The following is a 15,138-nucleotide window of genomic DNA, read 5'->3' as shown; positions in this document are numbered from 1 at the left end:
GGCTACCGCCCGGTGACGGACGGGAGGCGTGGGGTTCGTCACGACGGTCGCTGCGGACCGTCGCTGGTCACCTCGGGGACCCGCACCGGGCCTCCGGGGTGGGTAACGGTCTGCTGGGTGGCTGCGTCCTCGGTCACGGTGTCCGCGATCGCGTCGGCGTCCGGCTCGGGGGCGCTGGACGCGCTCGTGGCCGGTGCGCTCGTCGGCGTCTGGGCCAGCTTCGAGACGACCGCGGCAGCCGTCGCCGGACCGATCCCGTTCACCTCGCCGATGTCCTCGGCCGTGGCTTCACGCAGCCGGGCGACCGATCCGAAGTGCTTCAGCAGGGCGTTCACGCGACTCGGTCCGAGACCGGGGATCTCGGACAGCCGTGAGCGCACGTCGCGCTTGCGCTTGCTGCGCTGGTGGGTGATCGCGAACCGGTGCGCCTCGTCACGGATCCGCTGGATCAGGAACAGCGCCTCGGAGTTGCGGGGCAGGATCACCGGGAAGTCGTCGTCCGGCAGCCAGAGTTCCTCGAGCCGCTTGGCGATGCCGACCAGGGCGATGTCGTGCACGCCGGCTTCGTCCATCGCGCGCTTCGCGGCCTGCACCTGGGGCTGGCCGCCGTCGACGATCAGCAGCTGCGGACGGTAGGCGAACCGCTTCGTCGGCTTCGACCCCTCGACGACCTCGTCCGTCGTGACGTCGGGGACGTCCGGCAGCTCGGCGTCCTCGTCCAGCCGGGCCAGGCGCCGCGACAGCACCTGGTGCATGCTGTCGGTGTCGTCGGTGGTCTCGGCGATCGAGTACCGGCGGTACTGGTCCTTGCGTGGCAGACCGTCCTCGAACACCACCATCGATGCGACGACGTTCGTGCCCTGCAGGTGCGAGATGTCGTAGCACTCCATGCGGAGCGGCGCCTCGGTCATGCCGAGGGCGTCCTGGATGTCGGCGAGTGCTGCGGCCCGGGTGGTGTAGTCGGCGGAGCGCTTGGTCTTGTAGAGCATGAGCGCCTGCCCGGCGTTCTGCGCAGCCGTCCGGGCGAGACCCGCACGGTCGCCGCGCTGGGCGGTGCTGAGCTTCGTGCCACGCCCGTTCCGGCGCTTGCTGAGCCACTCCTGGAGCGCGTCGGCGTCCTCTGGCAGCTCGGGGACGACGACTTCGCGCGGGGGTTCGTCGGTGACGTAGACGCCCTGCACGATCTGCTCGACGAGGTCGCCGGTGGCGATGTCGAGTTCCTTGTCGACCACCCAGCCGCGGACACCGCGGATGCGGCCGCCCCGGACCGAGAACAACTGCACGGCGGCGGCGAGCTCGTCTTCCGCGATGCCGAACAGGTCGAGGTCGACCGAGTCACGGAGCACCACGGCGGACTTCTCGAGCACGGCTTCGAGCGCCTCGACCTGGTCGCGGAACTTCGCGGCCTGCTCGTACTGCATCGCGTCGGCGGAGGCGCCCATGCGCTGCCGGAGCTCGGTGATGACCCGACGGTCGTAGGAGTTCATGAAGCGCACGAACTCCTCGACGAGCGCCCGGTGCTCTTCGATCGTGACCTTCTGCGAGCACGGGCCACCGCACTTGCCGATCTGCCCCGGGAAGCACGGGCGGCCGGTCTGCATCGCCTTCTTGTACGAGGAATCCGAGCACGTCCGGATCGGGAACACCTTGATCATCAGGTCGATGGTGTCGTGCACGGCCCAGATCTTCGGGTACGGACCGAAGTACTTCGCCCCCTTGATCTTGCGGTTGCGCGTCACCATCACCCGCGGCGCTTCGTCACCCAGGGTGACCGCCATGTACGGGTACGACTTGTCGTCGCGGAACTTGACGTTGAAGGGCGGGTCGAACTCCTTGATCCAGGTGTACTCGAGCTGGAGCGCCTCGATCTCGGAACCGACCGTCGTCCACTCGACGCTGCGGGCCGTCAGGACCATCCGCCGGGTGCGCTCGTGCAGCGTCGGGAGCGGGGCGAAGTAGTTGCTCAGCCGGGCGCGGAGGTTCTTCGCCTTGCCGACGTAGAGCACCCGGCCGGCCTCGTCACGCCATCGGTAGACGCCCGGGTCGGTCGGGATCTCCCCCGCCTTCGGACGCCACGGGACGGTGTCCGCCACCTACCGAGCACCCGCCTTCTGCTTGCTCGTCTGCTTGGTCGTGCCCGACTGCTTGCCGCCCTGCTGCTTCTGGGTTGCCTGGCGTGCACCGACGGCCTGCTGCTTGCCGACCCGGGCGTCCTGCGCGTCGAAGATCTCGCGCAGGAAGACACCGGTGTGGCTCTCCGGCACGGTCGCCACGTGCTCCGGGGTGCCCGTCGCCAGGACCGTGCCGCCACCGGAGCCGCCCTCGGGCCCCATGTCGATCAGCCAGTCGGCGGACTTGATGACGTCGAGGTTGTGCTCGATGGTGATGACGGTGTTGCCCTTGTCGACCAGGCTCTGCAGCACGAGGAGGAGCTTGCGGACGTCCTCGAAGTGCAGACCGGTGGTCGGCTCGTCGAGCACGTACACGGTGCGACCGTTCGAGCGACGCTGCAGCTCGGTGGCGAGCTTGACGCGCTGCGCCTCGCCGCCGGAGAGCGTGGTCGCGCTCTGGCCGAGGCGCACGTAGCCGAGGCCCACGTCGACGAGGGTCGCCATGTAGCGGTGGATCGCGGAGATCGGCTCGAAGAACTCGGCCGCCTCGCTGATCGGCATGTCGAGGACCTCGGAGATGTTCTTGCCCTTGTAGTGCACCTGGAGCGTCTCGCGGTTGTAGCGCGCACCACCGCAGACCTCGCACGCGACGTAGACGTCGGGCAGGAAGTTCATCTCGATCTTGATCGTGCCGTCACCGGCGCAGTTCTCGCAGCGACCGCCCTTGACGTTGAAGCTGAATCGACCGGGCTGGTAGCCGCGGGTCTTCGCTTCCTGCGTCTCGGCGAACAGCTGCCGGATGCGGTCGAACACGCCCGTGTAGGTCGCCGGGTTCGACCGCGGCGTGCGGCCGATCGGTGCCTGGTCGACGTGCACGACCTTGTCGAGCTGGTCGAGGCCCTTCACCCGCGTGTGCTTGCCCGCGATGTGCCGCGCACCGTTGAGCTGGTTGGCGAGCACCTTGTACAGGATGTCGTTCACCAGCGTCGACTTGCCGGAACCGCTGACACCCGTGACCGCGGTGAAGACACCGAGGGGGAAGTCCGCGTCGATCGTCTTCAGGTTGTTCGCCCGAGCGCCCTGCACCGTGATGGCGCGCTTGAGGTTGACCTTGCGACGCTCGGCGGGCACCTCGATCGCACGGCGGCCGGCGAGGTAGTCACCCGTGATCGACTCGCGGTTCTCGATGATGCCCTCGTACGAACCGGAGTGCACCACGTTGCCGCCGTTGACGCCGGCGCCGGGGCCGATGTCGACGACCCAGTCGGCCGTGCGGATCGTGTCTTCGTCGTGCTCGACGACGATGAGCGTGTTGCCGAGGTCCTTGAGCTTGACCAGGGTGTCGATGAGTCGACGGTTGTCACGCTGGTGCAGGCCGATGCTCGGCTCGTCGAGCACGTAGAGCACGCCCGTCAGGCCGGAGCCGATCTGCGTCGCCAGACGGATGCGCTGTGCCTCGCCACCGGAGAGGCCACCGGCACCACGCGCCAGGGTGAGGTAGTTCAGACCGACCTCGAGCAGGAACTCGAGACGCGCGCGGATCTCACGCAGCACCGCCGCGGCGATGTGCGCTTCGCGGTCGGTCAGCGTCAGCTCGTCCATGAACGAGTACGCGTTGTCGAGCGACATGTCGGTGACGTCCGCGATGCTGCGGTCGTTCACCGTCACCGCGAGCACCTCGGGCTTGAGGCGGGTTCCCTCGCACACCGGGCACGGGACCTCGCGCAGGTAGCCCTGGAAGCGCTGCCGCTGCGAGTCCGACTCGGCCTCGGCGAACTTGCGCTCGATGTAGGGCATGACGCCTTCGAAGCCACTCGTGTACCGCATCTCGCGGCCGAAGCGGTTGCGCCAGGAGACCGAGACCTGGAAGTCCTTGCCGGTCAGGATCGACGCCTGGACCGCGGGGTCGAGCTGGTTCCACGGGGTGTCGAGCGAGAAGCCGAGCTCCTTGCCGAGGCCGCCGAGCAGCTTCTCGAAGTAGGAGTACAGCCCGCTGGTGCCGGTCCAGGGCAGCAGGACGCCGTCACGCAACGATGCCTCGGGGTCGCCGAGCACCAGGTCGGGGTCGACCGACATGCGCGTGCCGAGGCCGGAGCACTCGGGGCAGGCACCGAACGGGGCGTTGAACGAGAACGTCCGCGGCTCGATCTCGGTGAGCGCCAGGGGGTGGTTGTTCGGGCAGGAGAGGTTCTCGGAGTAGGTCCGGACCGCCCCGGGTCCCTCGTGGTCCACCAGGTCGATGCCGACGGTGCCGTCGGTCAGCCGCAGCGCGGTCTCGAGCGAGTCGGTGAGCCGCCCGAGGATGTCGTCGCTCGACACCAGACGGTCGACGATGACCGAGATGTCGTGCTTGACCTGCTTCTTGAGCTTGGGCGGGTCGCTGAGCTGGATGCGCTCCCCGTCGACGATCGCACGGGCGTAGCCGGACGCTGCGAGCTCCTGGAAGAGGTCGACGAACTCGCCCTTCTTCTTGGAGATGACGGGTGCGAGGACCTGGAACCGGGTACCGGTCTCGAACTGCATGAGCTGGTCGGCGATCTGCTGGACGGTCTGCTTGCTGATCACCTCGCCGCACGTCGGGCAGTGCGGTACCCCGATGCGCGCCCAGAGCAGACGCATGTAGTCGTAGACCTCGGTGATCGTGCCGACCGTCGACCGGGGGTTGCGGTTGGTCGACTTCTGGTCGATCGACACCGCCGGCGAGAGCCCCTCGATGAAGTCGACGTCGGGGCGGTCGACCTGGCCGAGGAACTGGCGCGCGTAGGCGGACAGCGACTCGACGTAGCGGCGCTGCCCCTCGGCGAAGATCGTGTCGAAGGCGAGCGAGGACTTGCCCGAGCCGGACAGGCCGGTGAACACGACGAGCGAGTCGCGCGGGATCTCGAGGTCGACGTCACGGAGGTTGTGCACGCGAGCACCGCGCACGCTGAGCGTGGAGGTGCTGTGCGGTGCGTTCCCGCCGGGGAGGTGGAGGTCAGCGGGCTCGCCGAAGGCGTTCCGGCCCGACGTCGAGGTACCGGGGTCAGAGGTGATGGTCATCGTCGTCGAGTCTACGAAGCGGCACCGACATTCGGCCGGGAAGCAGGGTCAGACGAATGCGTCGAGAGCGAACGCGACCCCGGAAGCGCGCGCACTCGCGGTCCAGAGCTGCGCGGCGACCGTGCGGTCGTGCGCCCGGGGTTCCGCCGCGACCACCGTCGATGCACCGCGGAGCTGTCCCCAGCCGGCCGGACCCCAGTACTCCCCCGAGCGCACGTCCGCACCGACCGCGGCGTGCACGAGCGGCTCCGCACCGACGTCCTTGCCCTGGGCGACGAGGCGCGCAGCCGGGCGGATCCACTCGGGTTCCGGGCGGACCGGGCTGATGTCCGGTCGGACCGGCGACAGCCGGTCGAGTGACAGACCGGGGTGCGCCACGACGCTCGACACGGGCGACCCCGAATCGGCCAGCCGCTCGGCGAGCTCGAACCCGAAGAGCATCACGGCGAGCTTGCTCCGGGCGTACTGGCGATGGTTGGAGTAGCGGCCGACGCCGAGGGGGTCCGTCGGGTCGAGCTGTGCGAACCGGTGCGCGATCGAGCCGAGGTGCACGATCCGGCCGGCGCGTCGTTCGAGCAGGGGCAGCACGAGTCCGGTCCAGGCGAAGTGGCCCAGGTGGTTCGTGCCGATCTGCAGTTCGGTTCCCTGCGCGGTGCTCCGCTGTGTGGACGCGCCGACGACGCCCGCGTTGTTGACGACCGCGTCGACGCCGTCGGGTTCCAGCCGTGCGAGCTCCGCGGCGCCTGCACGCACCGAGTCGAGGTCTGCCAGGTCGAGGTGGACGTGGGCGAGCGACGCACCGTCGACGTGTCGCCGGATGCTGCGCTCGGCAGCCGCAGCCCGACCGCGGTCGCGCGTGGCCAGCACCACCCGGTGTCCGGCCGCGGCCAGTTGTTCGGCGGCGTGGTAGCCGAGGCCGGCGCTCGCACCGGTGACGACGACCGTGCGGGCAGCGTCAGCTGACATGCCCGGCCGACTCCATTTGGCGCAGGGCCTTCTTCAGGTCCTGCACCTCGTCGCGCAGTCGGGCTGCGAGCTCGAACTTCAGCTCGGCCGCCGCCTGCAGCATCTGGTCGTTGAGGTCAGCGATGGTGGCACCGAGCTGCGTCGCGCCCTCGCCCGCGATGCCCCCGCGCTTGAGGTTCGGCGTCGGCGAACGACGGCCGTCCGTACCGGGGCGGCCCTGCAGGAGCGCCTTCGTGTCGTCGTTCTCGCGCTGCAGGACCTCGGTGATGTCGGCGATCTTCTTGCGCAGTGGCTGCGGGTCGATCCCGCGCTCCAGGTTGTACGCCACCTGCTTCTCGCGACGGCGGTCGGTCTCCTCGATCGCGATCTTCATCGAGTCGGTCATCTTGTCGGCGTACATGAGCACCTGGCCCGACACGTTGCGGGCGGCACGACCGATCGTCTGGATGAGCGACGTCGATGAACGGAGGAAGCCTTCCTTGTCCGCGTCGAGGATGGCGACGAGCGACACCTCGGGCAGGTCGAGGCCCTCACGCAGCAGGTTGATGCCGACGAGCACGTCGTACACGCCCTGCCGCAGCTCGGTGAGCAGTTCGACACGCTTCAGGGTGTCGACGTCGGAGTGCAGGTACCGGACCCGCACGCCCGCGTTGCCGAGGAAGTCGGTGAGTTCTTCGGCCATGCGCTTGGTGAGCGTCGTGACGAGGACGCGTTCGTCCTTCTCGACACGCTGCTTGATCTCCTCGAGCAGGTCGTCGATCTGGCCGTCGCTCGGCTTCACCACGATCTCGGGGTCGATGAGGCCGGTCGGGCGGATGATCTGCTCGACCACGCTGTCGGTGACCCCGAGCTCGTAACGGCCGGGGGTGGCCGACAGGTAGACCTTCTGGCCGACGCGCTCCAGGAACTCCTCCCACTTCAGCGGGCGGTTGTCCATCGCGCTCGGCAGACGGAACCCGTGCTCGACGAGGGTGCGCTTGCGCGAGGCGTCGCCTTCGTACATCGCACCGATCTGCGGCACGGTGACGTGCGACTCGTCGATGACGATGAGGAAGTCGTCCGGGAAGTAGTCGATGAGGCAGTGCGGTGCCTCACCCGGGCCGCGGCCGTCCATGTGCCGCGAGTAGTTCTCGATGCCGGAGCAGAACCCGATCTGCTCCATCATCTCGATGTCGAACGTCGTTCGCATGCGGAGCCGCTGGGCCTCGAGCAGCTTGCCCTGGCCCTCGAGCTCGGCGAGCCGTTCCGCGAGTTCTTCCTTGATGGACACGATCGCCCGGTGCATCACGTCGGTGTCGGCGACGTAGTGCGACGCGGGGAAGATCGAGACGGCGGGCAGGTCGTCGATGACGTTGCCCGTCAGCGGGTGCAGCGAGGAGAGCGCTTCGATCTCGTCACCGAACATCTCGATGCGGATGGCGTGCTCTTCGTACATCGGGATGATCTCGATGGTGTCGCCGCGCACCCGGAAGGTCCCGCGCGCGAAGTCGACGTCGTTGCGCTGGTACTGCATGGCGACGAACTTGCGCACGAGCTGGTCACGGGAGATCGTCTGGCCGACGTGGAGTGCGACCGAGGCGTTCATGTACTGCTCGGGGGTGCCGAGGCCGTAGATGCACGAGACGGTGGAGACCACGACGGTGTCGCGCCGGCTGAGCAACGAGTTCGTCGTGGAGTGCCGGAGTCGTTCGACCTCGGCGTTGACCGAGGAGTCCTTCTCGATGAACGTGTCCGTCTGCGGGACGTACGCCTCGGGCTGGTAGTAGTCGTAGTAGGAGACGAAGTACTCGACCGCGTTGTTCGGCATCAGACTGCGGAACTCGTTGGCGAGCTGCGCCGCGAGGGTCTTGTTGTGCGCGAGCACGAGCGTCGGCCGCTGCACCTGCTCGATGAGCCACGCGGTCGTCGCCGACTTGCCCGTACCGGTCGCGCCCAGCAGCACGACGTCGGTCTCACCGGCGTTGATCCGCCCGGCGAGTTCCGCGATGGCCGCGGGCTGGTCGCCACTCGGCGAGTACTCGCTGATGACCTCGAACGGACGCACCGCTCGGGTCGGTTCGATCGCAACACCCATGGGGACAACGCTAGTCGGCACCCCTGACACCGGAGGACGTTGCTCGCCCTGGGCGTACTGTCCCCTCCGACGGCGCCGGACCGGACCGCCCTCCGGGGTGCGCACGGCTCATCCCGTGATCCGGGCCCACACCTCGTCGGCGGAGCGGATCGTCCGCTCGAGGTTCCCGGTCGCGTCGACGACGTGGTCGGCGAGGGCGAGGCGGTCCTCGTCACTCGCCTGGGCTGCGACCCGGCGCTCGGCCTCCTCACGGGGCATCCCACGGTGTTCGACGAGTCGCTCGATGCGCTGCGCCGCGGGGGCGTCCACCACCACGACCGCCTCGAACCGGAGCGGACGGGACCCCCGAGCCTCGGCCAGGAGCGGCACGTCGTAGACCACCACGGCGTCGGGGTCAGCGGACTCGGCTCCGTCGAACGCCTGCTGCGCGAGCCGCCACACCTCGGGGTGCGTGATGGCTTCGAGGTCCTTCCGCGCCGCGGGGTCCGCGAAGACGATCGATCCGAGTGCGGGCCGGTCGAGCGAGCCGTCGGCGGCGATGACCGACGCGCCGAACCGCTCGGCGACCTGTGCCAGGCCCGGGCTTCCCGGTGCCACCGCGTCCCGCGCCAGGCGATCGGCGTCGACGATGACGGCCCCGTGCTCGGCCCAGCGTCGGGAGACGGTCGACTTGCCCGCGGCGATGCCGCCCGTGAGTCCGATGATGTGCACGGCAACAGGGTAACGACCCGGAAGCCCGGAAACGCCGGAAGCCCGGCACCCTGTCAGGGGTGCCGGGCTTCCGGTCGGGACGAACCGCTCGATCAGTTGTTGGTCGAGCTGAGCTTCTCGCGGAGTGCAGCGAGCGACGCGTCGTCGGCCAGGGGGCTTGCGCCACCCGTCTCGCCGGCGAACGACGAGGACGACGACGACGACGAGGAAGCCGTGGCCGGGAGGTCGAAGCCACCCTGCGCCTCGTCGGCGATGGTCTTCGCGACCTGCGCCTTGTGGGCTTCCCAACGACCCTGGGCGGCCGCGTACTGGCCCTCCCACTCGGTGCGCTGCGTGTCGTAGCCCTCGAGCCACTCGTTGGTCTCCGGGTCGAAGCCCTCGGGGTACTTGTAGTCACCCTTGTCGTCGTACTCGGTCGGCATGCCGTAGAGCGCCGGGTCGAACTCGTCGCTCTCCGGGTCCACGCCCTCGTTCGCCTGCTTGAGGCTGAGCGAGATGCGGCGACGGTCGAGGTCGATGTCGATGATCTTGACGAAGACCTCGTCGTTGACCGAGACGACCTGCTCGGCGAGCTCGACGTGCTTGTTCGAGAGCTCCGAGATGTGCACGAGGCCCTCGATGCCGTCGGCAACACGGACGAAGGCACCGAACGGGACGAGCTTCGTGACCTTGCCCGGTGCGATCTGGCCGATCGCGTGGGTGCGGGCGAAGACCTGCCACGGGTCCTCCTGCGTCGCCTTGAGCGAGAGCGACACGCGCTCACGGTCCAGGTCGACCTCGAGGATCTCGACGGTGACTTCCTGACCGACCTCGACGACCTCGCTGGCGTGCTCGATGTGCTTCCAGCTGAGCTCGGAGACGTGGACGAGACCGTCGACGCCACCGAGGTCCACGAACGCACCGAAGTTGACGATCGAGGACACGATGCCCTTGCGGACCTGGCCCTTGTGGAGGTTGTTGAGGAACGTGGTCCGGGACTCGGACTGCGTCTGCTCGAGGAGCGCACGGCGCGACAGGACCACGTTGTTGCGGTTCTTGTCGAGCTCGAGGATCTTGGCCTCGATCTCCTGGCCGAGGTACGGCGTGAGGTCGCGGACACGACGGAGCTCGATGAGCGAGGCGGGGAGGAAGCCACGGAGGCCGATGTCGACGATGAGGCCGCCCTTGACGACCTCGATGACCGTCCCGGTCACGACGCCGTCGGACTCCTTGATCTTCTCGACGTCGCCCCACGCACGCTCGTACTGCGCACGCTTCTTCGACAGGATGAGGCGGCCTTCCTTGTCCTCCTTCTGGAGAACCAGGGCCTCGACCTCGTCGCCGACCTCGACGACCTCGTTGGGGTCGACGTCGTGCTTGATCGAGAGCTCGCGCGAGGGGATGACACCCTCGGTCTTGTAACCGACGTCGAGGAGGACCTCGTCGCGGTCGATCTTCACGACGGTGCCGGAGATGAGATCACCGTCGTTGAAGAACTTCAGGGTCTTCTCGACCTCGGCCAGGAAGTCATCAGCCGAACCGATGTCGTTGATGGCGACCTGCTTAGGAGCCTTGGTCGTAGTGGTTGTCATGTAGAGATTGCTCCGAACGGACATGAGTCGGGCCATGGCGTGCGGGGACTCGGCCCCCGTGGTGCACCGCCGTGGCGATTGATTGAGTGGCGCGGATTGCGCCGCACAAGTCTAACCGCACCGGCCGAAGCCTCACAACCGGGCGGGTCGACGGCGCGTCACCCGACCAGGGCGGTGCGCAGGGTGTCGAGACCGATGCTGCCGAGCGAGAGCGCACGGTGGTGGAAGGCCTTCAGGTCGAAGTCGGCTCCCTCACGCGCGGCGACCTCGTCGCGGATGGACTCCCACACGCGCTGGCCGACCTTGTAGGACGGTGCCTGCCCCGGCCACCCGAAGTAGCGGGCCACCTCGAACCGGACGAACGCCGGGTCCATGTTGACGTTCTTCCCCATGAAGTCGAGCGCGTACTCCCACGTCCAACCGCCGCCGTCGGGGTTCGTCTTCTGCAGGTGCACGCCGATGTCGAGCACGACACGGGCGGCACGCATCCGCTGGCCGTCGAGCATGCCGAGTCGGTCGCCGTCGTCGTCGAGGAACCCGAGCTGTTCCATCAGCCGCTCCGCGTAGAGCGCCCAGCCCTCGACGTGCCCCGAGGAGCCCGACAGCTGCCGGCGCCAGGTGTTCAGCTCGCCGCGGTTGTAGACGCCCTGGCTGATCTGCAGGTGGTGGCCCGGGACGCCCTCGTGGTAGACCGTCGTCTTCTCACGCCAGGTGCCGAACTCGGTGACGCCCTCGGGCACGGACCACCACATGCGACCGGCACGGGAGAAGTCGTCGGACGGGCCGCTGTAGTAGATCCCGCCCTCTTGCGTGGGGGCGATCCGGCACTCCAGGCGACGGATCGGGTCCGGGATGTCGAAGTACGTCCCCGCCATCGCGGCGATCGACGCGTCGCTCGTCTCCTGCATCCACCGCTGCAGGGCGTCGGTGCCGTGCAGGATCCGTGACGGGTCGGTGTCGAGCACCTCGATCGCGCGGGCGACGCTCGCGCCGGACTCGATGCGGTCGGCGATGCGCTCCTGTTCGTCCCGCATGCGGGCGAGTTCCTCGAGGCCCCACTCGTACGTCTCGTCGAGGTCGACGACCGCACCGAGGAACCGGCGGGAGTGGAGCTCGTAGGCTTCGCGACCGACGGCGTCGACCGGGGTGGCCAGCGGCAGCAGCTCGTGCTCCAGGAACTGTCCGAACGAGCGGTATGCCGCCGCGGCGACCTCGGCACCGCGGCGCAGGTCGGCTCGGAGCGTCTCCGGCACGGAGACGTCGCCGTCGAACGCGGCGGAGTCGGCCAGCTGACGGAACATCCCGCCGTCGGCGCCGGTGCGCGCCGCCTGCTCGGCGATGAGCGCGACCTGGCGCTTCGCCGGGGTGACGTCTTCACGCGTGCCCTCGAGCAGCGTCTCGCGGATGCCCTCGAGCGCATCCGGCAGCGCCTGCAGCCGACTCGCGATGTCCTGCCAGTCCGACTCGGTCGCGGTCGGCATCAGGTCGATGATCTCGCGCACCGACTGTGCCGGGCTCGCGATGACGTTCAGGTCGCGGAGGTGCAGCTTGCGCTCGTAGGACTCGACGGTGAGGTCCAGCTCGGCACCCAGATCGGCCTTGGTCACCTGGTCCACGGAGTCGACGGCCGGAGCGGCGTCGAGTGCACGCTTGGCGCTGCGGGCGGCCTCGGCCAGCGCCGCGGCGCCAGCGGGCGAGGTGTCGCCGTACTCCCCCGTGCGCCCCGGCACCCCGATGTACGTGGCGGTCGTCGGGTCGAGGTCGACGAGTGTGGTGACCCAGTCCTCGGCGACACGGTCGACGGCGGACGGCTGGCGGACAGGACGGTCATCGGTCATGCCCTCGACCCTACTCAGGTGGACCACGGCGGACGGCCGCTGCGGATCGACGGACAGGAGGCGCGGTGCCAGCTGGCACCGCGCCTCCTGTCCGTCGCCCGTCACCACCAGGGCCGGCGGCCCCGCGTCAGTGCGCGGCGTCCTCCCAGTTGCGGCCGACGCCGACGGACACGTCGAGCGGCACCGTCAGCTCGGCGGCGTTGCCCATCCGGGTGCGCAGGATCTCCTCGACGCGCTCCTGCTCACCGGGAGCGACCTCGAGGATGAGCTCGTCGTGCACCTGGAGCAGCAGGTGGGACTCCAACTCGCCGTCGCGCAGGTCGTCGGCGACGCCGAGCATCGCGATCTTGATGATGTCGGCCGCGGAACCCTGGATCGGTGCGTTCAGCGCGGCCCGCTCGGCGTTCTCGCGCAGCACCCGGTTCGGGCTCTTCAGGTCGGGGAACGGACGACGGCGACCGAAGATCGTCTCGGTGTAGCCGTCCTCACGCGCCTGCTCGACGACGTTGCGCAGGTAGTCGCGCACGGCGCCGAAGCGGGAGAAGTACTCGGTCATGAGCGTGCGGGCCTCGGACTGCTCGATGCGCAGCTGCTTCGACAACCCGAACGCGCTCAGCCCGTACGCCAGGCCGTAGGACATGGCCTTGACCTTCGTGCGCATCTCGTTGGAGACCTCGGACGGGTCGACACCGAAGACCCGGGCGCCGACGAAGCGGTGCAGGTCCTCGCCCTCGTTGAAGGCCTGGATCAGCCCGGGGTCGCCGGAGAGGTGCGCCATGATCCGCATCTCGATCTGCGAGTAGTCGGCGGTGACGAGCGTCGTGTACGGCTCGGCGACCGCGAACGCCGAGCGGATCCGGCGACCGACGGCGGTCTTCACGGGGATGTTCTGCAGGTTCGGGTCGGTCGACGACACCCGGCCGGTGCTCGTGCCGGTCTGCTCGTACCGGGTGTGGATGCGCCCGTCGACCACGGCGGCGTCGAGGGTGTCGACGATCTGCCGGAGCTTCGTGGCGTCGCGGTGCTGCAGCAGGAGCCCGAGGAACGGGTGCGGGTGCTGTTCCTGCAGGTCGGCCAGGCTCGCGGCGTCGGTCGAGAACCCGGTCTTGGTCTTGCGGGTCTTCGGCATCGCGAGCTCGGTGAACAGGACTTCCTGCAGCTGCTTCGGCGACCCGAGGTTGACCTCGTGCCCGATCTCGGCGAACGCCTGCTGCGCCAGCTCGGCTGCGCGCTCCCCCAGCTCCTTCGACAGGCCCGTGAGCACCGGACGGTCCATACCGACGCCGATGGTCTCCATGCCCGCGAGCACCGAGACGAGCGGCAGCTCGATGTCGTCGAGCACCTGCAGCGAGGACGCGTCGATCCGGGCACGCAGGGCCGTGGTGACGCGGAGCACGAACCAGGCGTGCACCCCGACGTTGACCGGGTCGGTCTCGGGGACGAGCTGGTTCGGGTCGGCCGTCGGCAGTTCTTCGCCGAGCTCCTGGTAGACGAGGTCGGACAGCGGCTGCCCCTGCTTGCCGGGCTGTGCGAGCCACCCCATGATCCGGGCGTCGCCGGCGACGCCGTTCACCACGAAGCCGGCGGTGCCGAGGGCCTTGATCGCGGCCTTGGCGTCGTGGAAGTGCTTCGGTGCGTCGGACGCGAACCAGGCCGAGAGCTGCTCGTAGTCCTGGGCACCGCTGCCACCCGGCACGAGCACGGCGTCGTCGTGGGTCGCGATGCCGATGGCGCTGAGGCGTCCGTCGATGACCTCGACCGCGACGCCGTAGCCGTTCGCCGCCTCGGTCGCGTTCCGGCGTTCGAGCCAGTAGCCGAGCTCTTCGTCGATCAGGGTCTTGACGGGCGGCGGGGTCGGCGCACCGTCGTCGACGGTGCCCTCGGCCGAGGGTTCTGCGGGCTCGCCCGACCCGGCGACCTTGAACACGCGGTCGAGCAGCGTGCGGAACTGCAGCTTGGCGAAGAGCTCGCGCACCGCGTTCTCGTCGACGGGACGGAGTGCGACGTCGGCCGGACCGACGGGCAGTTCGACGTCGGTGACCAGGCGGTTGAGCCGGCGGTTCCGCACGGCACGGTCCCGCTGCTCACGCAGGTTGTTGCCGACGACGCCCTTGATCTCGTCGGCGTGCTCGAGGACACCGTCGAGCGACCCGTACTGGGTGACCCACTTGACCGCGGTCTTCTCGCCGACCTTGTCGATGCCGATCAGGTTGTCGCTGGTCTCGCCGACGAGGGCCGCGATGTCCGGGTACTGGTGCGGCTCGATGCCGTACCGCTCGTAGACCTTGTCGCGGTCGTAGCGGGTGAGTTCGGAGACACCGCGGACCGACGGGTACAGCAGCGTCACGTCGTCGTTGACGAGCTGGATCGAGTCGCGGTCGCCCGAGACCACGTAGACCTTGTACCCCTGGTCGGAGCCCTGCTTGGAGAGGGTCGCGAGGATGTCGTCGGCCTCGTAGTCCTCTTTCGTGACGGTGGTGATGCCCATCGCCTCGAGCGCCTGCTGCAGCAGCGGGATCTGGCCCTTGAACTCCGCCGGGGTCTCGGAGCGGGTGCCCTTGTACTCGGCGTACTCACGCGTGCGGAACGAGAACCGGGAGATGTCGAACGCCACCGCCAGGTGGGTGGGCTTCTCGCGCTGCAGGAGCATCAGCAGCATCGAGATGAAGCCGTGGATCGCGTTGGTGTGCTGCCCCTCGCGGTTCACGAAGCTGTCGACCGGCAGCGCGTAGAAGGCCCGGAAGGCGAGCGAGTGGCCGTCGATGACCATGAGGGTAGGCTTTGCGGAGTCCGACACCCGGACAGCCTACCGACGCCCGCTGACACGG

Annotated in this window: 8 protein-coding genes; all 8 read right to left on the bottom strand. The window is 68.8% G+C overall.

Annotated features, from left to right (window positions below):
- Positions 1-38: 38 nt before the first annotated feature.
- A complete protein-coding gene (gene uvrC / locus QRN30_RS14710) occupies positions 39-2,093 on the bottom strand; it encodes an excinuclease ABC subunit UvrC (RefSeq protein ID WP_042540917.1) in 2,055 nt (684 codons plus the stop codon).
- Complete coding sequence (gene uvrA, locus QRN30_RS14705) at positions 2,094-5,150, bottom strand: excinuclease ABC subunit UvrA (RefSeq protein WP_056068716.1); 3,057 nt, start codon at positions 5,148-5,150, stop codon at positions 2,094-2,096. It abuts the gene before it with no gap.
- Positions 5,151-5,198: 48 nt separating this feature from the next.
- The gene (locus QRN30_RS14700) at positions 5,199-6,116 is read right to left on the bottom strand and encodes an SDR family NAD(P)-dependent oxidoreductase (RefSeq protein ID WP_284761271.1); all 918 of its coding nucleotides are present in this window, start codon (positions 6,114-6,116) and stop codon (positions 5,199-5,201) included.
- Complete coding sequence (uvrB, locus tag QRN30_RS14695; RefSeq protein WP_031259778.1) at positions 6,106-8,178, bottom strand: excinuclease ABC subunit UvrB; 2,073 nt, start codon at positions 8,176-8,178, stop codon at positions 6,106-6,108. The genes QRN30_RS14700 and uvrB overlap by 11 nt, the downstream gene beginning before the upstream one ends.
- Before the next feature lie 120 nt (positions 8,179-8,298).
- Entirely contained in the window at positions 8,299-8,901 is a 603-nt protein-coding gene (gene coaE, locus QRN30_RS14690) for a dephospho-CoA kinase (protein WP_194590538.1), read from the bottom strand.
- A 92-nt stretch (positions 8,902-8,993) separates the two neighbouring features.
- Positions 8,994-10,472: a 30S ribosomal protein S1 gene (gene rpsA, locus QRN30_RS14685; protein WP_042540921.1), complete on the bottom strand. Its 1,479-nt coding sequence runs from the start codon at positions 10,470-10,472 to the stop codon at positions 8,994-8,996.
- A gap of 158 nt (positions 10,473-10,630) precedes the next feature.
- Complete coding sequence (locus QRN30_RS14680; RefSeq protein ID WP_284761270.1) at positions 10,631-12,310, bottom strand: DUF885 domain-containing protein; 1,680 nt, start codon at positions 12,308-12,310, stop codon at positions 10,631-10,633.
- A gap of 127 nt (positions 12,311-12,437) precedes the next feature.
- Positions 12,438-15,080 carry a DNA polymerase I gene (gene polA / locus QRN30_RS14675; protein WP_250891603.1) on the bottom strand — a complete coding sequence of 881 codons (2,643 nt, stop codon included), beginning with the start codon at positions 15,078-15,080 and terminating at the stop codon, positions 12,438-12,440.
- Between the last annotated feature and the right edge of the window lie 58 nt (positions 15,081-15,138).

The sequence above is a fragment of the Curtobacterium sp. MEB011 genome, assembly GCF_030209655.1.
Taxonomy (GTDB): Bacteria; Actinomycetota; Actinomycetes; order Actinomycetales; family Microbacteriaceae; genus Curtobacterium; species Curtobacterium poinsettiae.
Note: the sequence above shows the minus strand (reverse complement) of the source record. Positions and strands in the feature narration are given on the sequence as shown.